Source organism: Streptomyces sp. BI87, assembly GCF_025957665.1.
In the GTDB taxonomy this organism is placed as follows: domain Bacteria; phylum Actinomycetota; class Actinomycetes; order Streptomycetales; family Streptomycetaceae; genus Streptomyces; species Streptomyces albidoflavus.
Genome location: NZ_CP110079.1, coordinates 6,440,122 through 6,462,821, shown reverse-complemented (window position 1 = coordinate 6,462,821; position 22,700 = coordinate 6,440,122). Strand labels below are relative to the sequence as shown.

Annotated in this window: 21 protein-coding genes and 2 pseudogenes; 16 read left to right on the top strand and 7 right to left on the bottom strand. The window is 72.4% G+C overall.

From position 1 onward, the window contains the following. The first annotated feature begins 40 nt into the window (after positions 1–40). On the top strand, positions 41–1,204 hold the full coding sequence (locus OIM89_RS29020; protein ID WP_030698985.1) for a betaine/proline/choline family ABC transporter ATP-binding protein: 1,164 nt from the start codon (positions 41–43) through the stop codon (positions 1,202–1,204). 3 nt (positions 1,205–1,207) lie between these two features. On the opposite strand, the gene OIM89_RS29015 is transcribed toward OIM89_RS29020, so the two are convergent. The 3 genes from OIM89_RS29015 to OIM89_RS29005 are packed head-to-tail and all read right to left on the bottom strand — an operon-like array spanning position 1,208 to position 3,503. Then, positions 1,208–2,152, bottom strand: coding sequence for an ABC transporter substrate-binding protein (locus tag OIM89_RS29015; protein ID WP_151170282.1), 945 nt, complete (start codon positions 2,150–2,152; stop codon positions 1,208–1,210). Continuing rightward, a complete protein-coding gene (locus tag OIM89_RS29010) occupies positions 2,152–2,823 on the bottom strand; it encodes an ABC transporter permease (protein ID WP_030698983.1) in 672 nt (223 codons plus the stop codon). Before OIM89_RS29010 ends, OIM89_RS29015 begins: the two co-directional genes overlap by 1 nt. Then, positions 2,820–3,503, bottom strand: coding sequence for an ABC transporter permease (locus OIM89_RS29005; RefSeq protein WP_030698982.1), 684 nt, complete (start codon positions 3,501–3,503; stop codon positions 2,820–2,822). The genes OIM89_RS29010 and OIM89_RS29005 overlap by 4 nt, the downstream gene beginning before the upstream one ends. A gap of 364 nt (positions 3,504–3,867) precedes the next feature. Between OIM89_RS29005 and OIM89_RS29000 the strand changes: the two genes are divergently transcribed. The 6 genes and pseudogenes from OIM89_RS29000 (at position 3,868) to OIM89_RS28975 (ending at position 9,278) form a co-directional block, all read left to right on the top strand. Further along, positions 3,868–5,100 carry a cytochrome P450 gene (locus tag OIM89_RS29000; protein ID WP_030698981.1) on the top strand — a complete coding sequence of 411 codons (1,233 nt, stop codon included), beginning with the start codon at positions 3,868–3,870 and terminating at the stop codon, positions 5,098–5,100. An 87-nt stretch (positions 5,101–5,187) separates the two neighbouring features. Then, complete coding sequence (locus OIM89_RS28995; protein ID WP_030698980.1) at positions 5,188–6,285, top strand: type III polyketide synthase; 1,098 nt, start codon at positions 5,188–5,190, stop codon at positions 6,283–6,285. 39 nt (positions 6,286–6,324) lie between these two features. Continuing rightward, positions 6,325–6,553: pseudogene (locus tag OIM89_RS28990) on the top strand (pirin family protein); the annotation flags it as partial. A gap of 197 nt (positions 6,554–6,750) precedes the next feature. Then, the gene (locus OIM89_RS28985) at positions 6,751–7,269 is read left to right on the top strand and encodes a pyridoxamine 5'-phosphate oxidase family protein (protein WP_175457380.1); all 519 of its coding nucleotides are present in this window, start codon (positions 6,751–6,753) and stop codon (positions 7,267–7,269) included. A gap of 345 nt (positions 7,270–7,614) precedes the next feature. After that, on the top strand, positions 7,615–8,370 hold the full coding sequence (locus OIM89_RS28980) for an SDR family NAD(P)-dependent oxidoreductase (protein WP_175457381.1): 756 nt from the start codon (positions 7,615–7,617) through the stop codon (positions 8,368–8,370). 62 nt (positions 8,371–8,432) lie between these two features. Then, positions 8,433–9,278, top strand: coding sequence for a helix-turn-helix transcriptional regulator (locus OIM89_RS28975; protein WP_226964917.1), 846 nt, complete (start codon positions 8,433–8,435; stop codon positions 9,276–9,278). 60 nt (positions 9,279–9,338) lie between these two features. Here OIM89_RS28975 and OIM89_RS28970 read toward each other — a convergent pair whose 3' ends face one another. Continuing rightward, positions 9,339–10,241 (bottom strand): LysR family transcriptional regulator, encoded by a 903-nt coding sequence (locus OIM89_RS28970; protein ID WP_030698976.1) that lies wholly within the window; start codon positions 10,239–10,241, stop codon positions 9,339–9,341. Positions 10,242–10,350: 109 nt separating this feature from the next. Between OIM89_RS28970 and kdgD the strand changes: the two genes are divergently transcribed. The 8 genes and pseudogenes from kdgD to OIM89_RS28930 all read left to right on the top strand — a co-directional run bounded on the left by kdgD (position 10,351) and on the right by OIM89_RS28930 (position 18,723). Next, positions 10,351–11,277: a 5-dehydro-4-deoxyglucarate dehydratase gene (kdgD, locus tag OIM89_RS28965; protein WP_030698975.1), complete on the top strand. Its 927-nt coding sequence runs from the start codon at positions 10,351–10,353 to the stop codon at positions 11,275–11,277. 32 nt (positions 11,278–11,309) lie between these two features. After that, entirely contained in the window at positions 11,310–12,926 is a 1,617-nt protein-coding gene (locus tag OIM89_RS28960; RefSeq protein ID WP_226964918.1) for an aldehyde dehydrogenase (NADP(+)), read from the top strand. Positions 12,927–13,163: 237 nt separating this feature from the next. After that, a complete protein-coding gene (locus tag OIM89_RS28955; RefSeq protein ID WP_030698973.1) occupies positions 13,164–14,021 on the top strand; it encodes an ABC transporter permease in 858 nt (285 codons plus the stop codon). A 21-nt stretch (positions 14,022–14,042) separates the two neighbouring features. Then, positions 14,043–15,068 (top strand): ABC transporter substrate-binding protein, encoded by a 1,026-nt coding sequence (locus OIM89_RS28950; RefSeq protein ID WP_226964919.1) that lies wholly within the window; start codon positions 14,043–14,045, stop codon positions 15,066–15,068. Positions 15,069–15,087: 19 nt separating this feature from the next. Then, positions 15,088–15,867 carry an ABC transporter ATP-binding protein gene (locus OIM89_RS28945; RefSeq protein WP_151170278.1) on the top strand — a complete coding sequence of 260 codons (780 nt, stop codon included), beginning with the start codon at positions 15,088–15,090 and terminating at the stop codon, positions 15,865–15,867. Positions 15,868–15,916: 49 nt separating this feature from the next. Further along, positions 15,917–17,566: a M24 family metallopeptidase gene (locus tag OIM89_RS28940; RefSeq protein ID WP_151170277.1), complete on the top strand. Its 1,650-nt coding sequence runs from the start codon at positions 15,917–15,919 to the stop codon at positions 17,564–17,566. A 33-nt stretch (positions 17,567–17,599) separates the two neighbouring features. Next, on the top strand, positions 17,600–18,058 hold the full coding sequence (locus tag OIM89_RS28935) for a RidA family protein (RefSeq protein ID WP_030698969.1): 459 nt from the start codon (positions 17,600–17,602) through the stop codon (positions 18,056–18,058). A gap of 181 nt (positions 18,059–18,239) precedes the next feature. Beyond that, positions 18,240–18,723, top strand: a pseudogene (locus OIM89_RS28930) (cupin). Between the two features lie 25 nt (positions 18,724–18,748). Here the strand turns inward: OIM89_RS28930 and OIM89_RS28925 are convergent. The 3 genes from OIM89_RS28925 to OIM89_RS30090 form a co-directional block, all read right to left on the bottom strand. Continuing rightward, entirely contained in the window at positions 18,749–19,387 is a 639-nt protein-coding gene (locus OIM89_RS28925; protein WP_047467524.1) for a class II aldolase/adducin family protein, read from the bottom strand. After that, a complete protein-coding gene (locus tag OIM89_RS28920; RefSeq protein WP_239655741.1) occupies positions 19,384–19,785 on the bottom strand; it encodes a nucleotide-binding domain containing protein in 402 nt (133 codons plus the stop codon). The genes OIM89_RS28925 and OIM89_RS28920 overlap by 4 nt, the downstream gene beginning before the upstream one ends. Positions 19,786–19,921: 136 nt before the next feature. Further along, a complete protein-coding gene (locus OIM89_RS30090; protein WP_413747430.1) occupies positions 19,922–20,437 on the bottom strand; it encodes a hypothetical protein in 516 nt (171 codons plus the stop codon). A gap of 225 nt (positions 20,438–20,662) precedes the next feature. Between OIM89_RS30090 and OIM89_RS28915 the strand changes: the two genes are divergently transcribed. Further along, positions 20,663–22,666, top strand: a complete 2,004-nt coding sequence (locus OIM89_RS28915) for a DUF4157 domain-containing protein (protein ID WP_226964920.1) — start codon at positions 20,663–20,665, stop codon at positions 22,664–22,666. Positions 22,667–22,700: the final 34 nt, after the last annotated feature.

The window sequence follows — 22,700 nt, the reverse complement described above, 5'->3', positions numbered from 1 at the left end:
CCGGGCGGCGGGGGCGGTGGGGCGCGGCTAGCGTGAACGCATGATCCGCTTCGAGGACGTCTCCAAGCGCTACCCGGACGGCACCGTGGCGGTCGACGGGCTCTCCTTCGAGGTGCGCCGGGGTGAACTGGTGACGCTGGTGGGCCCGTCGGGGTGCGGCAAGACGACCACGATGATGATGGTCAACCGCCTCACCGAGCCGACCTCGGGCCGCGTCCTGGTCGACGGGGAGGACGTCATGGCCGTCGACCCGGTCCAGCTGCGCCGCCGTATCGGCTACGTCATCCAGCAGGTCGGCCTCTTCCCGCACCGCACGGTGCTGGACAACACGGCGACGGTGCCGACGCTGGCGGGGTGGAAGCGGGGCAGGGCACGGGCCCGCGCGAAGGAGCTGCTGGAGCTGGTGGGGCTGGACCCGGCCGAGTTCGCCGGCCGTTATCCGGCGCAGCTCTCGGGCGGTCAGCGGCAGCGGGTCGGGGTGGCGCGGGCGCTGGCCGCGGACCCGCCGGTGCTGCTGATGGACGAGCCGTTCGGCGCGGTCGACCCGGTGGTGCGCGAGCGGCTGCAGAACGAGTTCACCGCCATCCAGCGCTCGCTGGGCACCACGGTGCTGCTGGTCACCCACGACATCGAGGAGGCGGTCCGCCTCGGCGACCGCATCGCCGTCTACGGCCGGGGGCGCATCGAACAGTACGACACCCCGGCGGCGGTGCTCGGCCACCCGGCGGACGGCTACGTCGCGGAGTTCGTCGGCGCCGACCGAGGGCTGAAACGGCTCTCGGTCACCGCGATCGAGCCGGGCGACGTGGAGGAGCCCCCGGTGGCGCGGACCGACGAGGACGCACGGCGCGCGGCGGCCCGGCTGCGCGAGCACGAGGCCCGGTGGGCGGTGGTGCTGGACCCGGAGGGGAACCTGCACGGCTGGGTGGGGCTGGACGAGCTGGCCTCGGCGCGCGAGGGACGGCCGGTGCGGGAGCTGGCCCGGCGGATGGGGGCGTGGGTGCCGGTGGGGGTGCCGCTGAAGCAGGCGTTCGGGGTGATGCTCCAGTACGACGCGGGGTGGGTGGCGGTGCTGGACGGGGACCGGTTCCTCGGCGTGCTGACCCCGGCCAAGCTGCACGAGGCGCTGCGCCGCTCGGTGGAGTCGGACGCGAAGGGCGTGCCGCGCGGCGAGGTGGACTTCGACTCGGTGACGGACGCCTGAGGTTCAGGAGCCGAGCAGCCCCTTCTCCTCCAGGTAGGCGCGGGCCACGTCCTCGGGCAGCCGCCGCCAGCTGTCGACCTGCCGGTTGAGGCCGGCGAGGTCGGCGGTGGTGAGGACCGGGGCGAGGGCGTCCAGGGCGCGGGCGACCCGCCGGCTCCCGGCGCGGGCGCGATTGACGACGGGGACGACGGCGTCGGCGTTCTGGAGCTTCTTGTCGTCCTCCAGCAGGACCAGGCCGAAGGCGTCGAGGGTGGCGTCGGTCGTGGTGGTGAGCACCATCTGGTCCTGCCCGCTCTGCACCGCCCGCTTGGCCTGGGTGGTGCCGACGCCCTTGGGGTCGACGGCGGTGACGTCGATGCCGTACGTCTTCTCCAGCCCCGGTTGGCAGTACGGCCGGGAGACGCACTCGTCGCCCGCCGCGAGGCGGACCGGGACGCCGGAGGCCCCGAGGTCGCTGAGGGTGCGCAGCGAGTGCTCGGCGGCGAACGCACGCGTGACGGCGAAGGCGTTCTGGTCGACGGCCTTGCCGGGGGCGAGGACGGTGAGGCCGCGCGGGGCGGCGAGGCGGCGCAGCGCCTTCATGGTGGTGGCCAGGTCGGGCGAGCCGACGGGTTCGGCGTCGGGCCCGTTCTCCTTGGCGTTGAGCCAGTCGGCGAAGGTGGCGGCGTACTCGGGGACGACGTCGACGCGGCCGCTCTCCAGCGCCGGTTCGTACAGCTCCCGGTTGGCGACGGTGATGAGCTCGGTCTCGTAGCCGGCGCGGCGCAGCAGCAGCGCGTACATCTGGGCGAGGAGGTCGGACTCGGTGAAGCCGGCGGAGCCGACGGTCAGGCGGGAGCTGTCGCCGGGCGGGGCGGTGACCTCGCCCTGGTCCTCCAGGCTGGGCCCGGTGGCGCAGGCGGCCAGGAGGGTCAGCAGCAGCACGGCGAGGAGGGCGCGGGCGCGCATCAGGTGATCCCCCGGGCGCGCAGCGGGGAGAGCCGTTCGGCGAGGACGAAGACGCCTTCCACGGCGAGGGCGAGGGCGGCGACGAGGACCGCTCCGGCGACCACCTGCGGGGTGCTGGCGAGGTTGAACCCGGCGGTGATGATCCGGCCGAGGCCGCCGCCTCCGGCGAGCGCGGCGATGGTGGCGGTGGCGACGAGCTGGGTGGCGGCGATCCGGACGCCGGTCATGACCATGGGCAGGGCAAGGGGCAGTTCCACGCCGGTCAGCACCTGGCGTCCGGTCATCCCCATGCCCTTGGCGGCGCGGACGGTGTCGCGGTCGACGCCGCGCATCCCGACGTAGGCGTTGGTGAGCAGCGGCGGGACGGCGAAGAGGACGAGGGCGACGACGGTGGGGCCCTCGCTCCAGCGGCCGACCGGAGTGAGCAGAAGCAGCACGAGGACGGCGAAGGTGGGGACGGCGCGGCCGATGTTGGCGAGGTTGACGGCGAGGGCGCCGCCCTTGCCGAGGTGACCGAGGACCAGGGCGACGGGCAGCGCGATCAGGCAGCTGACGGCGAGGCAGACCACGGTGAGGACGAGGTGTTCGGTGAGCCGCTGGGCAATGCCGCCGTCGCCCGACCAGTGGGCGGTGTCGGTGAGCCAGCGCCAGGCTTCGGTGAGGGTGTTCACGAGCCGGCCGCCCTGGTCCAGGGGGTGAGGAGCCGCTGCACGCCGAGGAGGAGCAGGTCGGCGGCGACGGCGATGACCACGCAGAGCACGGAGGCGGTGAGGACCTGCGCCTTGAAGTAGGTGTTCATCCCGGCGTAGATGAGGTTGCCGAGGCCGCCGAAGCCGACGATGGCGCCGATCGTGACCAGGGAGACGGCGGAGACGGTGGCGATCCGCAGTCCCGCCATGGCGGCGGGGAGCGCCAGCGGCAGCTCGACGGTGAGCAGCAGCCGCACCGGCCCGTACCCCATGCCGCGCGCCGCCTGCCGGGTCTCCTCGGGCACGGCGCGCAGCCCGGCGAGGATGTTGCGGACCAGCAGCGTCAGCGAGTAGAGGACGAGCCCGGCGACGACCAGCGAGGCGGAGAGGCCGTAGACCGGGAGGAGCAGCGAGAACATCGCCAGCGAGGGGATCGTGTAGAGGATCGTCGTCACGGCGAGGACCGGGCCTGCCGCCCAGCTCCAGCGGCGGGAGAGGACGGCCAGCGGCACGGCGAGGGCCAGCGCGAGGGCGACGGGCACGGCGGTGAGCTGGAGATGTTCGAGCACCGCGTCGAGGAGGATGTGCCGGCGGGTGCTCAGGTACTCGCCGCAGATCCAGGTGTTGCGGGCCAGGCAGTCGTCCGGCGCGGGCGGGCTCATCGGTCCATTGGACCGCCGCCGCCGGCGGGTGGCGCCCCGGGTTGGCCCGGGCGGGTGCCTCGTACCCCGCCGGGCGTGTGTGCGAGAACGCCGGGAGCCCGCGCCCGCCGGGGGCGCACCGGGCGGCGCGCGATGTGCCGGGGTGCGCTCGCCCGGGGGAGGGAGAGGGGCCCGACCTCCGGTTTTCCCGGCGCGGCAGGGGTACACCAGGGCGTGACCGGATGGCGTTGTTCGGCTGTCCGTGGGACCTCAGGTATCGCCATGGGCGCGGCGTGGCATACCCCTCCCGTCCCCGGTGGGGCGTCGTGAAGGACACGCCTGATCCGCGTGAGCACATCCAGGACCGACAGAAGGGCCCGCCGCCGTGAGCACAGAAGCCGTACCCGCCGCACCCGAACCCGCTGAGGTGCCGACCTGCCCGTTCGACTTCGCCGACGGGCTCGACTTCGACCCGGCGCTGCTGGCGATGTTGCGGAGCGAGCAACGGGTGGCCCGGGTCCGGATGCCGTACGGCGAGGGTGACGCCTGGCTGGTGACGCGGTACGAGGACGTACGTACCGTCACCACCGACCGCAGGTTCAGCCGCAACGCCGTCACCGGCAAGGACTTCCCCCGGATGACCCCGGAGCCGATCGTCCAGACGGGGGCCATCAACCTGATGGACCCGCCGGAGAGCAGCAGGCTGCGGCGGCTGGTGCGGCAGTCGTTCGCCCCGCGCCACCTGGAGCGGATGCGCGGCCGCACCCAGTCGGTGGTGGACGGGCTGCTGGACGCCATGGCGGAGAGCGGTTCGCCCACCGACCTCTTCGCCCACCTGGCGCTGCCGCTGCCGCTGGTGACGATCTGCGAGGTGCTGGACATCCCGGAGGCCGACCGGCACTGGCTGCGGGCGCACGCGATGACCATGATGAACATGAAGCCGGCCGGGAAGGAGGCCGCGGTCCGCGCCAAGGGCGAGCTGCGGGAGTACTTCGCGCGGCTCACCGCCGAGCGGCGCCGCTCCCCCGGCGCCGACATGATCAGCACCCTGGCCACCGCCCGTGAGGGCGGCGAGATGCTCGGCGAGGACGAGCTGACGGTGATGGCGATGGTGCTGCTCATCACCGGCCAGGACACCACCACCTACCAGCTCGGCAACATCTCCTACCTGCTGCTGACCCGCGACGACGTCCGCGAGCGGCTGCGCGGCGAGCCGGACTCGCTGCCGCGCGTCCTGGAGGAGCTGCTGCGCCACATTCCGTTCCGCAAGGGCGTGGGCATCCCGCGGATCGCCACCGAGGACGTGGAGCTGGGCGGCGCCCTGATCCGTGCCGGGGACACCGTGCACGTCTCGTACCTGACCGCCAACCGTGACGGCGAGAAGTTCGAGCGGCCCGACGAGATCGACCTCGACCGGCCCTCCGTCCCGCACATGACCTTCGGCTGGGGCTCGCACCACTGCCTCGGCTCGCCGCTGGCGGTGATGGAGCTGGAGATCGCCCTCTCCACACTGCTGCGGCGCTTCCCCGACCTGGCGCTCGCCGTGGAGCCCGGCGAGGTCGAGTGGAACGCCACCTCCATCTGGCGCTACCCGCTCGCCCTGCCCGTCACCTGGTGACGCCCTTCCCCCTCGCGCTCGCGCGGCCCCGCGCCTTCGCGCCCCCCAAGACGCGTTCGCGCGCCCTGAAGAGATGACGAGAATCCCATGGCCGTTCTCTGCCGTCCCGCCGTTGCCGTCCCGCCGCACGTCATCACCATGGAGGAGACCCTCGACCTGGCCCGCAGCACCCACGCGGGCCACGACCAGCTCGGCCTGGTGCTGCGGCTGATCCGCAACACCGGTGTCGCCACCCGGCACCTGGTCCAGCCCATCGGCGAGACCCTCGCCCACCCGGGCTTCGAGGCCCGCAACAAGGTCTACGAGCGTGAGGCCAAGGCCCGTGTCCCGCAGGTCGTCCACCAGGCGCTCGCCGAGGCCGAGCTGACCGCGCAGGACATCGACCTGATCGTCTACGTCTCGTGCACCGGCTTCATGATGCCCTCGATGACCGCCTGGATGATCAACTCGCTGGGCTTCCGCTCCGACACCCGCCAGCTCCCCATCGCCCAGCTGGGCTGCGCGGCGGGCGGCGCGGCCGTCAACCGGGCGCACGACTTCACCAGAGCCTATCCGGGCAGCAACGTCCTGATCGTGGCCTGCGAGTTCTGCTCCCTGCTCTACCAGCCCACCGACCTGGGTGTCGGCTCGCTCCTCTCCAACGGGCTGTTCGGCGACGCGGTGGCCGCCGTCGTGGTGCGCGGCGAGGGCGGCACCGGCCTCAGCCTGGAGCGCAACGGCTCCCACCTGGTCCCCGACACCGAAGAGTGGATCTCCTACGCGGTGCGGGAGACGGGTTTCCACTTCCAGCTCGACAAGCGGGTGCCCGGCACCATGTCGATGCTGGCGCCCGCCCTGACCGCACTCTCCGCGCAGCACTCGTGGAACGTCGGCGAGCTGGACTTCTACATCATCCACGCGGGCGGCCCCCGCATCCTCGACGACCTCTGCACCCACCTGGAACTGCCGTCCGAGATGTTCGCGCAGAGCAGGGCGACCCTCACCGAACGGGGCAACATCGCCAGCTGCGTCGTCCTGGACGCCCTCGACCGCTACTTCGCCTCGGGCAAGGCCACCGAGGGCGCCCGGGGCATGCTCGCCGGCTTCGGGCCGGGCATCACCGCCGAGATCTCCCTGGGCACCTGGGCCACCGGCCGGAACCGCCCGGCCGCCCTGACCGGCGCCGAGGCACGCCGCCGGGCCTGAGCCCGGACAGAGGGCACGGCCCGCGGTGAGGTTGGCGCCATGAGCAACCTGGAACGCGAGGCCGTGCCCGCTCGCCGGCGGCCGGGACGGCGTCCTCGGCGAGCGGGTGCGCGAACTGCTGCCGCCGGGCGTGGGCCACCGGGTGATCGGCGCCTGAACCTTCGTCGACCACTACGGCCCCGACCACCTCGCCGACGAGCCCGGCATGCGGGTACCGCCTCTTCCGCACAGCGGCCTCCAGACCGTCCGCCGGCTGCACCAGGGCGAGGCCCCGCGTGCGGCCTGACAGCAGGGCCAACCGCATCACCGCTCATCAGTCAACCGCGCACACATGAACACGTCCCGGTGTTCGCCCCTCACCTGTTGTCCTCCGCGCAGCACCGGACGCAACCCGCGCGGAGCAACCTCACCGCTGCTTCATCAATGACGACAGAGGGTGTCGGGTATACGGCCGACGATGGACGCATGCGCGAAACCCCAGAAGAACTCGACCAGCTCCAGTCCCTCCTCGACTCCTCCCTCTCCGGCTCGACCGCACACCTCCGCTCGATCGTCGAGGGCCGCACCATCACGGCCCCGCAGCTCACCGGGGTCCTCACCGGCATGTGCACGCTGGCCCTCTCGACGGTGACCGCGAAGGGCGAACCGCGGATCAGCGGCGCCGACGGGCACTTCCTGCACGGCCGGTGGCACTTCGGCACGGCGCGCAACGCCGCCAAGGCCCGTCATCTCGCGGCCCGCCCGGCCGCCAGCGTCGCGCACCTGCGCGGCGAGGACCTCGGCGTGTTCACCCACGGCACGGTGGAGGAGCTGAACCCCGGGAACGCCCCGACCACGGCCGACTGGCAGGAACTCCTCGCCTACCTGAAGGACTTCTACGACGACGACGCCTTCGACTGGGACCGCGAGGTCGTCTACTACCGGCTGAACCCGCACTGGATGACCGTCTACGCCCCCGACCTCGACAAGCTCACCAGCACCTGATGCCGGGCCGTCGACGAGGGCCCGTACCCGCGCGTACGTGGGCGCGGGACCGGTCGACGGCGCGCCGTCGCGCACCGCCGGCGCCGTGACGACGGCTTCGCCCGCGCGCTGGCGCGGGTGGACGAGATCGGCGCGTACCGGCTCGGCGGGTTGAAGCTGTCGCAGTTGGAGAACGCGTCACGGGTGCTCGCGCGGGCGTGGCCGCCCTCCGGACAGGTACGCCGTACAGGGGGACCGTCGATCCCTGGATCACCGCTGCCTTCATCGGCCCCTCGGCCTGCGACACCGTTGTGGGGAAGACGGCGGACCGGTGGTCCGCCCGCACCTTGCCGGAAGGAACCCGCCATGACGCGCATCGCCCTGATCACCGGTGCCAACCGCGGCCTGGGCCGCAGCACCGCCCTGCACCTCGCCGAAGCCGGCACGGATCTGATCCTCACCTACCGTTCGCACGCCGAGGAGGCCGAGACCGTGGTGGCCGAGGCCCGGAAGCTGGGCCGCACGGCGGTCGCCCTGCGGCTGGACACCGCGGACACCGCCACGTTCCCCGCCTTCACCGAGGAGGTCCGGGCGGCACTCGCCGGGCGGTGGAGCCGCGACCACCTCGACATCCTCGTCAACAACGCCGGGCACGGGGTGCAGGCGGCGTTCGAGAAGACCACCGAGGAGCAGTTCGACGGGCTGATGGATGTCCACGTCAGGGGTGTCTTCTTCCTCACGCAGGCGCTGCTGCCGCTGATCGGGAACGGCGGACACATCCTCAACGTCTCCACCGGCCTGACCCGCTTCATCGCCGCGCCCACCTCCGCGTACGCGGCGGCCAAGGGCGCCGTGGAGGTCCTCACCCGCTACCTCGCGAAGGAACTGGGGCCGCGCGGCATCGCGGTCAACGCGCTCGCACCGGGTGCCACCGGCACCGACTTCGGCGGCGGTGGCGTTCGTGACGACCAGGAGACGCGCGGCGTACTGAGCGGCGTCACCGCCATGGGCCGCCCCGGCGAGCCCGAGGACATCGGCGCCGCGGCCGCCGCACTGCTCGGCGAGGGCACCTCCTGGATCACCGGGCAGCGCATCGAGGCGTCGGGCGGCATGCTGCTCTGAGCCCTACTCGCACATCACCGACGCCCCGACCTCGCGTACGGGGCAAGAGGGAGACCGGAGCCGTGGACCGAGCGCAACTCGCCGACTTCCTGCGCACCCGCCGGGAGGCCCTGCAACCGGAGGACGTGGGGATGCCCCGCGGGCCGCGGCGCCGGACCGCGGGCCTGCGCCGGGAGGAGGCGGCGGCGCTGAGCGGCATGTCCACCGACTACTACAGCCGGCTGGAGCAGCGGCGCGGGCCGCAGCCGTCGGAACCGATGCTCGCGGCCATCGCACGGGGCCTGCGCCTTTCGCTCGCCGAACGCGACCACCTCTTCCGCATCGCCGGGCACAACGCCCCCTCGCGCCCCGGCGATCTGCGCTCGGACCACATCACGCCCGGCCTGATGCGCATCCTCGGACGACTGGACGACACCCCCGCGCAGGTCGTCAGCGACGTGGCGGAGACCCTCGCCCAGACCCCCATGGCCGCGGCGCTCCTCGGTGACCAGACACAGTTCACCGGCCCCGAACGCAGCCTCACCTACCGGTGGTTCACCGAGCCCGCCGCCCGGCTGCTGTATCCGCAGGAGGACCACCCGCTGCACAGCCGCTACTTCACCTCGGGCCTGCGCGCCGCCTACTCCCGGCAGGGAGCGGGCGGTCGCGCCGAGGAACTGCGTGACCTCCTCCTGGACCGCAGCGAGGAGTTCGCCTCGCTGTGGAGCGCTCACGAGATCGACGTCCCCCGCGTCGACCCCAAGCGCTTGCGCCATCCGGAACTGGGCGTGCTCACCCTGCAGTGCCAGGTGCTGCTGGACCCCGAACAGAACCAGACGCTCCTGGTGTACACGGCCGCCCCGGGGTCGGCGGACGACGAGAAGCTGCGGCTGCTGCCGGTACTGGGAACACGCCCCGTGGGCACCTGACCGGTCCTGCCGCGCCTCCGCGTCGGAGACCTCGCCCGCGCCGAGGGGCGGCAAGCCCTCTCAGAACGCCCCCCGGTCGGCGAGGCCGGTCACCACGTCGCGGACCGCGTGCAGGGCGGGGTTGTCGTCGCCCGCCCGCCAGGCCGCGACGAGTTCGACCGGCTCTCCCTCGACCCCCACCACTGGGCGCAGCACGACGCCGTCCAGCTTGAGCGCCTCCGCCGCCCGGGGTACCAGGGCGAGCCCCAGCTCCGCGCGGACCAGCGCGAGGATCGTGTGCACCTGGCTGAGGTAGTGCACGTAGCGCGGGACGACTTCCGCCCGGCGGAAGACCCCGACCAGCACCTCGTAGAAGTAGCGGGCCTCGGCGGGTGAGTACATGACGAACGGTTCTCCGTCGAGGTCGCTGATGTGAGGAGTGCGGTCCGGTGCGGCGAGCGGGTGGCCGGCGGGCACCGCGACCAGCAGGGCCTCGCGGTGGAGCGGGTGGTGGGCGATCCCGGTTCCGGGTACCGGCGGGCGGACCAGCCCGAGGTCCAGCTCTCCGGAGCGCAGCTCCTCCAGCTGCGCCCCGGAAACCCGCTCCCTCAGTACCAGTCCGACGCCGGGCAGCTCGGCGTGGACGGCCCCCACGATGCCGTCGAGGACGGAGTGCGCCGCCGAGGCGGTGAAGCCGAGTGCCACGGTCCCGACCTCGCCTTCCAGCGTCCGTCGCACCGACAGCGCCGCCTGCTCCGACAACCCGAGGATGCGCCGGGCATCGCCGAGGAAGGCCTGTCCCGCCGCGGTGAGCCGGACGGACCGTCCGGCCCGGTCGAACAACTCGACACCCAGCTCACGCTCCAGGAGCTGGATGCGCCGGGACAGCGGCGGCTGGGTCATCGACAGCCGCTCCGCCGCCCGTCCGTAGTGCAGCGTCTCGGCGACGGCCACGAAGCTTTCCAGCTGACTCAAGGTGAACATCGATCCATTATGCGCATCGATCGATACGTAAGAAGTGTTGGACGTGCATCAGTTTCGTTCCTATGGTCATCGAAATCGCTGTTCTGCACGTCTGCGGAAGGAAACGCTCATGCCCACCCACACCCCGACCGAGCTTGCCGAACGCCTCGGCTCCGGGCTGCTGTCGTTTCCCGTCACCCACTTCACGCCCGACCTGGCGTTCGACGAGACCGCCTACCGGGACAACATCGCCCGCATGAGCAAGTACGACATCGCCGCCCTGTTCGCGGCCGGCGGGACCGGGGAGTTCTTCTCCCTGACCCCGCAGGAGGTCGGCACCGTGCTGCGGGCCGCCGTGGAGAGCGCCCCCTCCGGCACGCCCATCCTCGCCCCGGCCGGGCACGGCACCGCCCAGGCGGTCGCCATGGCGCGCGACGCCGAGGCGGTCGGCGCCGACGGTGTCCTGCTCTTCCCGCCGTACCTGACCGAGGCGTCCGCCGACGGCCTGACCGCCCATGTGCGGGCGGTCTGCGAGGCGACCTCGCTGGGCGTGGTCCTCTACAGCCGCGCCAACGCCGTCTACACCGCCGACACGGTGGCCGCGCTCGCCGACGCCTGCCCCAACCTGATCGGTCTCAAGGACGGGGTCGGTGACCTGGAGCGGATCACCCAGATCCGGTCGCGGCTCGCAGACCGCCTGGTGTACATAGGCGGCCTGCCGACCGCGGAGACGTTCGCGCTGCCCTACCTGGAACTGGGTGCCACGACCTACAGCTCCGCCATCTTCAACTTCCTCCCCGACTTCGCTCTGGCCTTCTACGACGCGGTCCGGGCACGGGACCGGGCGAGGGTGCAGGAGATGCTCGACCGCGTGGTACTCCCCTACACCGCGATCCGCGACCGCAAGCCGGGCTACGCGGTCAGCATCGTGAAGGCCGGCATGGATCTGACCGGACACCCCGCCGGCCCGGTACGGCCGCCCCTGACCGACCTGGACGACACCGAGCGCGAACTGCTCGCCGAGGTCATCGAGGCCTCGCGCCTCGCCGTCGTCTGACACGCGTCCCCCGCCAAGGAAAGGAGCCACCCGTGTCCACTCTTCCCCCGGCCGCCCCCACCGGCGCGATGGTCATCGGGGCCCGCCCCGTCATCGGTGCGGGCGACGAGATCCGGTCCGTCGACCCCCGCACCGGGGAGCCCCTCGAACCCGGTTACCGGACCGCGTCCGCCGAGCAGGCCGACCACGCCTGCCGACTGGCGCGAGAGGCCGCGACCACCTACCGGACGACCGCCCCGGAACAGCGCGCCGCCTTCCTCGACCGCGTCGCGGACCTGCTCGACGAGGAGCGGGACGCGCTGGTGGAACGAGCCCACGCGGAGACCGCGCTGCCCCTCGCCCGGCTCACCGGCGAGGCCGGGCGCACCAGCGGACAGTTGCGCCTGTTCGCCGCCGAGTTGCGGGCCGGCGTGTGGCAGGGGGCCCGTGTCGACCGGGCGCTGCCGGACCGCCGTCCGCTGCCCCGCGCCGACATCCGGCAGCGCCGGACGGCCGTCGGTCCCGTCGTGGTCTTCGGCGCGAGCAACTTCCCGCTGGCCTTCTCCACCGCCGGGGGCGACACCGCCTCGGCACTGGCCGCCGGGTGCCCGGTGATCGTCAAGGCACACCAGGCCCACCTGGGGACGGCCGAGCTGGTGGCACGCGTCGTCAGCCGGGCCGCCGCCGAGACCGGCATGCCCGCAGGAGTCTTCTCCCAGCTCGTCGGCAGCGGCACGGAGCTGGGGAGCAGGCTGGTCCGCGACCCCCGGGTACGCGCCGTCGGATTCACCGGTTCCCGCTCCGGGGGCCTGGCGATAGCGGCCGCGGCAGCCGCCCGGCCCGTGCCGATCCCCGTGTACGCGGAGATGAGCAGCATCAACCCGGTGCTGCTCCTGCCCGCCGCCCTCAAGGCCCGGGGCGCGGAACTGGGGGCCGCCTTCGCCGGATCGCTCACCCTGGGAGCCGGGCAGTTCTGCACCAACCCGGGGCTCGTCCTCGCTGTGGACGGGCCCGGCCTGGACGCCTTCGCCACGGCGGCCGCCGAGTCCGTCGCCGCGGACCCCGGAGCCACGATGCTCACCCCCGGCATCGCCCGCCACTACGCTGCCGGTGGCGACGCCCTGGCGGGCCGGCAGGGTGTCGAGGAGACCGGTCGTGGTGGCCGGAGCGACAGCGCGGCCTGCGGCCGGGCCCGCCTGCTGACCGTGGACGGCGCGCGCTTCACCGAGGATCCCGCCCTCCAGACAGAGGTCTTCGGCGCGACGTCGCTGATCGTCCGGTGCGCGGACCTCGACGAACTGACGGCCGCCCTGCACGCGCTGGAAGGACAGCTCACGGCCACCGTGCACGCCGACGACGCCGATCTGCCGCTCGCCGGGCGCCTGCTGCCCCTGCTGGAGGAGCTCGCCGGGCGCGTGCTCTTCAACGGCTGGCCCACCGGCGTCGAGGTCGGCCACGCGATGGTGCACGGTGGCCCCTTCCCCGCCACCACCGACCCGCGCAGCACGTCCGTGGGAACCCTCGCCATCGAGCGGTTCCTGAGGCCCGTCGCCTACCAGGACGTTCCCGACGCCCTGTTGCCGGAGGAACTGCGCGACGCCAATCCCCTCGGCGTGTGGCGCCGCCTCGACGGCGTGCCCAGCCGGGCCCCGCTCACCGACGACCGCTGAGTCCGCTTGTCCCGGCCGGGAGTAACGCCTCCCGGCCGGGCCCGAACCGCCCGCGAACGCATTCCTTCCAGTGTCGTGAGGACGAAATGACACCACGACGGCTTCCGCCGCTTCCCGACGGCCACGGCGACCGGACCGCGCGGCCGACGCGCGCCCTCTCCCCGCACCGTCCCACCGCCTTTCCGACCGCTCCCGTAGCGCTGCTGCCGCGTGACGCGCTCTGTGGGAGGTACCACCATGGCGACTCCTGATCTGCGTCACCCCGACCGGACCGCCGCCGAGCGGCCGCTCCCGGCGGCGAAACCCTCCGGGCAGAAGACACCGGGCCGTACCTTCCCCCGTGAGTCGCTGGTGGCCGGCGTCAAAGCGGCCGTGGGGATCATCGGCCTCTTCGTGGTGTGGGAACTGCTGGTCCTGGTCATCGACCCGGCGGACTATCTCTTCGTCGGCCCGCTCTCCGCCTTCGCCGAGCTGTTCGAGCGCCCCGGCTACTTCGCGGAGAACACCTTCGTCACGCTCCAGGAGGCGCTCGCCGGATTCGCGCTCGGCACGGCCCTCGGTGTGCTGTGCGGTGCCGCCCTGCACTACTCGGCCACCGCACGCAGTTTCCTCTATCCCGCGCTCATCGCGATCGACACCATCCCCAAGGTCGCGCTGGCCCCGCTGTTCATCGTGTGGTTCGGGTTCGGCTTCGAGTCGAAGGCGTTCGTCGCCATGGCCATCGCCTTCTTCCCCCTGGTGATCAACACCTACGACGGCCTGAGTTCGGTCCCCCACGAACTCCAGGAACTGGCCCGCATCAACCGGGCCTCCCCCTGGAAGAAGATGGTGAAGATCGACTTCATCTACGCGATTCCCTCCATCTTCTCCGGAGCGAAGATCTCGATCTCCCTCGCGGTGGGCGGGGCGGTCGTCGGGGAGTTCATCGCCGGCTCGAAGGGGCTCGGGTACGTCATCCTCCTCGCCAACAGCCAGGTGGACCTGCCGTCGATGTTCGCGGCCTTCATCGTCCTCGCGGCCATCGCCCTGACCTTGTTCTTCCTCGTCGACTACGCGGGCCGGAAGCTGGCCCCGTGGAAGAACCACGCCAAGTGACCACGGGATCGGAGGCTGGAAATGCGTAGAACCCTTCGCAGGGCCGTCGCTCTCGCCGGCGCGACGGTGCTGGCCGGGCTGTCCGGATGCGCGGGCGGTGGCGGGAAGGACTCGATGTCCCTGATGCTCGACGTGGGGTACCTGCCGAAGCACGCGCCGTTCATCTCGGCCGCCAAACGCGGCTTCTTCAAGGCCGAGGGCATCGACCTCACGGTCATGCCGGGATCCGGTTCGACCAACACGGTCACCTCGGTGGTCGCAGGCAGGGTCGACGCGGGCTGGGCCGACTTCGGCGCCACCGTCACCAGCCAGGGCAGGGGCGCCAAGGTCAAGCAGGTCAACCTGCTCCAGGCCAGGTCCGCCTACGCGGTCGTCGCCCTCGCGGACTCCGGGATCAGGAACTGGGAGGACCTGCGCGGCAAGACGGTCGCCACCGAGGGCGGCGGCGCGATGACCGCGATGTGGCCGCTCGCGCTGAACAAGCTCGGCTTCGACAAGAGCGACGTGGACGTCATCCCGGCGTCCAGCGCCTCGAAGATCCCCGGCCTGCTGGCCGGCCAGTGGGACGCCAACCTCGCGCTGCACGTCTCCGACGAACCGGCCATCGACGCCCTCGGGCGGAAGGCCGCCGTCCTGAAATGGTCCGACCTCGGCATCGACCTCTACGGCAACGGCATCGTCATCTCCGACGAGAAGCTCAAGGACGACCCCGAACAGGTCCGGAAGTTCAACCGAGCCATGCAGAAAGGTTTCCTCTGGGCCTGCCAGAACCCACGCAAGGCGGCCGAGGACTTCCGGACGGAGGTCTCCGGATACGAGACGAGCACCATCACCCTCGCCATCGACGCGCAGTGCGGCCTCAACTGGGGCAAGCGCGAGGCCGCCGCCCGGTACGGCGTCATGGACGACACCGGAGTCCGCCAGGCCATCGACGTCGCCCGGAAGTTCCTCGGCCTGCCGCAGGAGAGCGGCCTGTCGCCCGAGGACGTGTACAGCAACTCCTACCTCGAGCCGCTGGGCTCCGACGAGACGATCAAGGCCCCGTAAAGGCCGGATGGGGAGTCACATGAACAACGAGTACGCCATCTCGGTCAACAACGTGGGGAAGACCTACCGCTCGCGAAGGGGCCAGGAGAACACCGTCCTCAGAGGACTCGACTTCCACGTCGAGCCCGGCCGGTTCGTGTCGATCGTCGGGCAGTCGGGCAGCGGCAAGACCACGCTGCTCAAGACGATCTCCGGCCTCCAGGAGCCCACCGAGGGCGAGATCCTCGTTCAGGGCCGCCCGATCCAGGAGGGGATCGAGGACATCGCGATGGTGTTCCAGAGCCCCGTGCTCCTGCCCTGGCGCAACAACCTCGACAACGTGCTCCTCCCTCTGGAGTTCCGCGGCGCCCGGACCGACGAGGCCCGCGCGTACGCCATGGAACTGCTGGAGATGGTCGGGCTGGGCGGAAAGGCCAAGAACTACTCCTACGAGCTCAGTGGCGGCATGCAGCAGCGCGTCGCCATCTGCCGGGCCCTGGTATCCCGACCCAGACTGCTGCTCATGGACGAGCCCTTCGGCGCGCTCGACGCCATGACCCGGGACTCGATGAACTTCGAGATCCAGCGCATCTGGCAGAACACCGGATGCAGCGTCCTCTTCGTGACCCACAGCATCCCCGAGGCGGTCTGGCTCGGGGACCGGGTGGTGGTCGTCGGCGACCGCCCCGGCCGGATCATCGCCGACATCCCCATCGACCTGCCGCGGCCCCGGGGCAAGGAGCACCGGTACTCCGCGGACTTCTCCGACTACACCTCCGAGATCGAATCGCACATCGGCGTCGTGGCCGGCATCAGCTGACCACCCCCGCCAGGCACCCACGACCGTGAACCGCTGACGAAGGAGCACCATGCTGAGGATCACTGCTGACGCCACACGGGTGGAGAAGGAATTCGGCCTCGACGCGCGCAAGAGCCTGCTGTTCTCCGCGATCCGACTCGACTCCCACCCCTTCGTCGCTCCGCTGATCGCGGAGACCGGTGCGGAGCACCTGCTGCTCGTGCGCCAGCAGGAACAGGGCAACGCCCTGTCCGCCGGCGTCCCGAAGGACCGGATGCGCTTCTACGCCCCCTGGGTCACGATCGACCCGCGCATCGTCGCCGACACCCCCGCCGCCGAGTCCCTGGCCGACCTGGTGCGCGAACTCGCCGACGGCGGCCCGGTGGCCCTCGCCGCCGATGTCGTCCACGCCCACCAGCTCGCACTGTCCGGTTCCGTCGAACTCGTCTTCGCCGACCAGGACCCGACACCGGTCGCCGCCTACGAGATCGATCCGGCCGAGGTGCTGGCCACCTTCGCTCGGTGGCGTGAGACCGGCGTACGGACCGCGCGCCGGCTCATCGCGGACGTCCCCCACCTCTCGGGCCTCGCTGAGGAGTTCACCTCCGGCGAGGACAGCCGCTTCTCGGCGCTGAAGGAGCTCGCCGCGGACCGCTCCCTCGACTCGGTGCTGCTCGCGGCGACCCCCAACTTCACCGAGGCGACCGGACGCCCCCAGCCGGACGGCGCGGTCGCCCTGTGGCTCGACGGTCCCGAACGCCTCCTGGTGCTGCTCCCCGAGGGCGCCGACGGTCTGCCGGGCGCCCCCGTGGGCCGGTACCCCTCCGTGGGGGCGGCCGTCCGGGAACTGGCGTCCGGGACACGGACGGGCGTCGAGGAGGAGTGGATCAGCGTCGGCCTGGCCCGCGAGCTCACGCGCGAGGGGGCGGAGCTGGTCCCCGTCTCGGCCGCCCTGGGCCACTGGCGGGACGTCCGCGACCACGAGGACCTGGCCTTCCAGGTGGTGGCCGCACGGGCCAGCGTCTTCGCCATCGAGGAGGCCCTGGCCTGGGCGGAGCAAGGGCTCGACGCCGGGCGCTCCTTCAGCGAGCTGGACATCGACGCGGTCTACCTCGACAAGATCGCCGAGTTCCGCACGGCCCACGAGATCCCGTTCGGCATCGAGCCGTACTTCACCAACCTGCACTCCTCCAACCGCATGCTCTTCCCCGGCCCCCCGGTCGACCACCCGGTCGACGAGGAGACGACCTGCGTGCAGCTCGACGCCGGGGTACGCGTCGTCTTCGACGGCGTCAACGTCGCCACCTCCGACATGGCCCGCTCGCTGCCGCGCACCGAGGCCGCGAAGGAGGCGTACCGCTTCTTCTTCGACGTGGTGCGCGAGGGGATCATCGGGCAGCTGCGCCCCGGCGCGGTGTGCGAGGACGTGCACGAGGGGACCTTGCGCTACCTCGCCCCGCACCTGGAGCGGATGGTCGCCATCGGCATGCTCGGCACGGACGTCGACTTCAACACGGAGTACCGCAAGCGCAACGTGGGCCACCTCATGGGCAAGCAGGAGTCCTTCGCCAATGAACTGCGGCCCGGCTACAAGCACGTGCTCCAGGTCGGTTCCTACGGTGCCGCGGAGATCCCGTGGCGTTACGGGAACGCGGCGATCGGCACCGAGGACCTCTGGTACATCGGCCGGGACCGCACCTATGTCCTCAGCAAGCGATGACGGACCTCTGGCCGCACCGAACAAGGAGACGCCATGACCACCGTGCGAGAACGCCTGAAGGCGCTGTCGATCGAACTGCCCGACCTCGGCCCTCCCAGGTACGCCTATGAGGCGACCTCGCGCTGGGGCGACGTCCTGTACGTCTCGGGCCAGATCTCCCGGACCGCGTCGGGCGAAGTCCTCCGAGGCCGGCTGGGAGAGGACGCCACACCGGCCGACGGGGTGCTCGCCGCACGCACCGCCGCGCTGAACCTCCTGGCCCGTATCGAGCAGTCCATCGGCCTCGAACAGGCCCGCGTCCTGAAGCTCAACGCGTGGGCGGCGAGCGCACCGGACTTCGTGGACCAGCCGACCGTGATCGACGGCGCCTCGCACCTGCTGATCGACGTGCTGGGCGACCACGGCCGACACGCCCGTACCGCCCTGCCGACCCAGGCCCTGCCCCAAGGCGCGCTCGTGGAGCTCGACGCCACGGTCGCCGTGCTCGGCTGAAAGCCCACACACCTGGGCCCCCGCTGCACACGGCACCGTGCCACCTGCGGCTCACTGGGCACCCTCCGGAGTTCGTGCCCGATCGACGCGCCCCGGAGGGTGCCCGCCCACGGAACCTTGCCGCTCGCCCGGGGCCTGCGCACGGCACGCGACGGTGCACCACCGGTGTGGGGAGAGGGCCTTGACCGTGCCCGGCGAAGGCTTCCACCCGGACTTCCGCGACGGCTCCGGCCACCCCGCGGCCCCGCTCCACACCCGACTGCACCACATCCGGGCCGACTCCCTGGACACCGGTACCGCGCAGACCGAGGGGGATGCGCCGGTTCGCGGCGGTCAGCGGCAGGACCGTCGGCTCCGAGAAGCTCCGGATGGGCCAGACCCACGTCGCCTCCTCCTCCGACCACCACCACGGGGAGTCCGAGACCGCCCTCTACGTGCAGAGCGGCCACCCGGAGTTCGTCTTCGTGGACGGCCACGGCGACCAGGCCGAGGAGGTGTGCCTGCGCACCTCCCCCCGCGACTACATCTTCGTGCCGCCGTACGTGCCGCACCGCGAGGAGAACCCCGACCCCGCCGAGGAGGCGGTGGTCGTGATCGCCCGCAGCACCCAGGAGGCGATCGTGGTCAACCTGCCCCACCTGTACGCCGTTTCCGAGGACGACTGACCCGCCGGCGGGCCCGGCCGGGGCCTCACTCCCCCCAGCAGGATCCGTACCGCCGGGCCAGCTCGCCCGCCTCCTCGTCCGTCAGCAGGCGGGCCGGCCGGTCGCCGAGCGCGAGCAGGAGGGCGGAGACCTCCTCGATCTCGACGGCGGCGTCCACCGCCGCCCGGACCGAGACACCGGAGACGACCGGGCCGTGGTTCTGGAGCAGGGCGGCACGCAGCGGGAACGGCAGCCGTTCCAGCTCCTCCGCCTGGCCGGGGTCGCCGGGCGGCGCGTAGGGCAGGAGGGGCGTCTGGCCGACCCGCATCACGAAGTACGGCGTGAGCGGCGGGACGGCGCTCCGCCCGGACCACGGCGGCAGGCAGGAGAGCGCCGCGGCGTGCCGGGAGTGCAGGTGGACGACGGCCCGGGTCGCGGCGTCGCGCCTGTACAGGGCCGTGTGAAGCGGGAACTCCTTGGACGGCCGCGGGCCTTCGAGGTGGGTGCCGTCCTGGTCCAGGACGCTCAGGCCGTCCGGGTCGAGCCGGGAGAGGTCCGCCCCGGTCGGGGTGATGTACAGCAGGCCGCCGTCGCGGACGCTGAGGTTCCCGGAGCTGCCGGGGCTCAGGCCGAGGGCGGCGAGGTGTGCTCCGGCGGCCGCGAGGCAGGCTCGCACGTCGCTCATACGAGGGCGCTCCATGCTTCGGTGAAGATGTCGGTGCCGCCGAAGTTGCCGGACTTCAGGGCGAGGTCGATCTTCCGGCCGCCGCCGGTCCCGGTCTCGGCGCGGGCCCAGGTGACGCCCGGCGCGAGGGGCGCGCCGATGGCGAGGCCGCGTACCTCCAGTGCGGTGACCACCGCGCCGGAGGTCTCGCCCCCGGCGACCAGCAGGCGGCGGGCGCCGTCGTCGACGAGGGCGACGGCGAGGGCGGCGAGCGCCTCCTCGATCAGGACGGAGGCGGGCGCCTCGCCCGGCGGGGTGGTGCGCTCCAGGTCGGCGAGGTCGTCGACGGCGTAGAAGAGCGGAGGGCGCGCCGGGTCCAGCCGCCACTGCTCGCGGGCGAAGGCGGCCCGGCCGGCCACGGTGGCGGGGAGGTCCCGGCGCAGGGCGGCGACGTCCAGCTTGCGGTGCGGCAGGCGGGTTGGCCGGCCCCGCCTGACGCTTCCCCCGGCACGACGTCCGGGCCGCCCGCCTACCCCGCGACCGACCGCGCCGTCATCATCCCGAACCCCGCGGTGTACTCCTTGATCGGGCGGTAGAAGGAGTGGGTCGCCTCGTAGGGGCCCGCCGCGCCGTGGGCGGCGAGCCAGGTGCGTACCTCATGGGCGGAGTTGCCCGCGTCCTCGGCCGTCCGGTCCGGGGTCGTCGCGTCGGCGGGGGTGAGGTCGCCGGAGGTGAAGGTCGCCCTCGGGGCGCGGTCCCCGTCGGGGTTGAGGTCCTGGATGGGGGCCGTGCCGGCGGCGAACGCCTTCGCGGTGTCGATGACCCGTTGCCGGCGGGCGTCGCGTGCGGCGGCCGTAGAGGAGCATCGCCCGGGCCGCGTCGTCGGCGGTGGCCCACTGGGGCCGGGGGGTCGTGGGAGAGGCCGCCGGAGCCGATGACGGGGACCCGCTCGCCGTCCAGTCCCGCGACGTGGTCGCCGATCGCCTCCCCGAGCTCGCGCACCCGGCGCGTGGTGACGAAGGGCCTGGCGACGCCGTTGACGAAGACGGGGATGACCGGGACCGTGTCGATGCCGTCGAAGAGGATCTCCAGCGGCTGGACCGCGCCGTGGTCGACCTCCGACGATGCGGGCGGTCGCCGAGGATCTCGGGCCCGGGCTGATCCCGCACCGCCGACGCCCGGGGTCCGCGAGGTGCGGCGCCGGAAAGTCTGCCCCTGACGCCGCCCCTGCGGGCATTCCCGGAACGGGCCCGGGCGGCTAGGAAGGGAGAGCCTTCATCGAGCAGAGGGGGACACATGCGTGCCCGGAACGAGGACAGCAGCTCCAGAGCCGACCGGGGCGCACGGCGTCCGGGGGCCCGGCCCGGCGCCCTGCCCCCGCTGACCGCGCTCCAGCAGGCCGCCGGAAACGCGGCGGTGACCCGCGCCGTCCAGCGTGCCCGGGAGGAGGCGGGCGGCGCGGAACACGCCGCCCGGGACGCGGCACCGGTCCAGCGGCGGGTCTCGGTGCGCGACGCCATCGGCTCCCCCGGTCGGCCGCTCGACTCCCACGTCCTCGAACGCTCCGAGCAGGCGTACCAGATGGACTTCAGCCATGTGCGGGTGCACGACAACCCGGTCGCCCAGCGCTCGGCCGAGGAGCTGGACGCCCTCGCGTACACCTCGGGCCCGCACATCGTCCTCGGGAAACGGGACGTCAGCGACCAGGTGCTGTACGAGGAGGTCGACCACGTCCGGCAGCAGATGCTGGGGCCGGTGCCCGGCACCGACAACGGCAAGGGGGAGAAGGTCTCCCGCCCGGACGATCCCTTCGAGCGGAGCGCCGGCGCCAACGGCCGCAGGATGGCGCAGGGTGCGGCCCCTGACCTCTCCCTGCCGGGGCCGCCCTCGCGTACGCCGGACGCGGCCGCCCCCGTCCAGCGCGCGGACCGGCCCGGTCCCTCGCGCGCGGCCGCACCGCGCGCCGCCGCCCGCCTGGCGCAACTCCTCGTCGGCGGCGGCCAGGAGATCAAGGACAAGCAGGTGCGCGGCGCCCTGCACCGCCGGGTGCGCGGCGGGCCGAGCCTCACCGCCGACGAGCTCCAGGCCATCAGGGCGGTGGAGGCCGAGGAGCCAGGATGGCTGAAGACCGTGGGCCTGTGCGGCCTCGCCGAGGCACAGGCGTACATCGCGGCGGGCGACTTCCACGACTGGCTCGAGCAGCCGGAGGGCATGCGCCTGCTGGTGGCGACCTTGCGCTGGCAGCAGGAGGCCGCCGGCCGCGCCGAGGGGAATCCGCCGTCGAGGGACCGCCGGTCGGACTACCAGATGGGCCGCCACATGGCGATGCACGGCGAGGACACCCCGCAGGCCGAGAAGGAGCAGCTGACCGCCGAGCGGAACGAGCAGATCTTCGAGACCTTCGTCAACACCCTCGCGCCGCCCGGCATCAGCGACTCCGTCCCGGACGCCGACAAGCACCGGGAGCGCGTCGCGCGCGGCACCGAGCTGCTGACCAAGATCTTCCTGCTCCTCAAGGAGGGGCTGAAGGTCTTCAACCCGGACTCGGGCCTGCACGAGGACTTCCGGGACGACGTCGCCCACGCGCTGGCCTACGGCGGCCGCGTCAACATCCGCATCCCCCAGCTGGCGGACGGGCAGCACGGCTACGAGCTGCCGCAGTGGCTCCGCATCACCAAGGAGGACCGCAAGCCCTGGGAACCCAGGTCGACGCCGGCGAAGCCGGTGTACCGGCGGGCGTTCGGCACCCACCACATGGAGATCGACGAGAACCACGGGACCACCAAGGGTGACTTCGTGGAGAAGGGCGAGATCGGGGCCACCCTCCAGAACTGGGTCGACCCGCACAGCCACCTCTACGGCTTCCCGCTGGCCATCAACGGCCTGGGAAACCAGGACTACCACGGCGACACCATCCTCCCCAACGAGTCGTACGGGCACGCCTTCATGGGCTACAAGCCGCCGACCGGGAAGCGGGACGGGGCCCTCCAGGTCGGGATCGAGACCGCCGGCCCCGGCGGCCGGACCCCGGACGGCTACGAGCACGGTCTGACGAGCAGCGAGAAGAACAACAACCCGGTGAGCCAGGTCGGCGGCCACAAGGACGACAAGCCCGGGGGCAACGCCCCGCTCAGCGCGAACCAGCGCCTCGTCGACCTGAACGAATTCGGCGACTGGGTCCAGAGGCTGAGGGATCTGGAGGCGCAGTGGGACGCGGCGCTGGCGGCGGTGGAGACCCCTGAGCAGCGCACGGCCCTGTACCGCGACCTGATCGGCAGGCGGACCAACATCGGCACATGATCACGGCAGCGGTCGCCCTTCCCCGTCCCGGTCC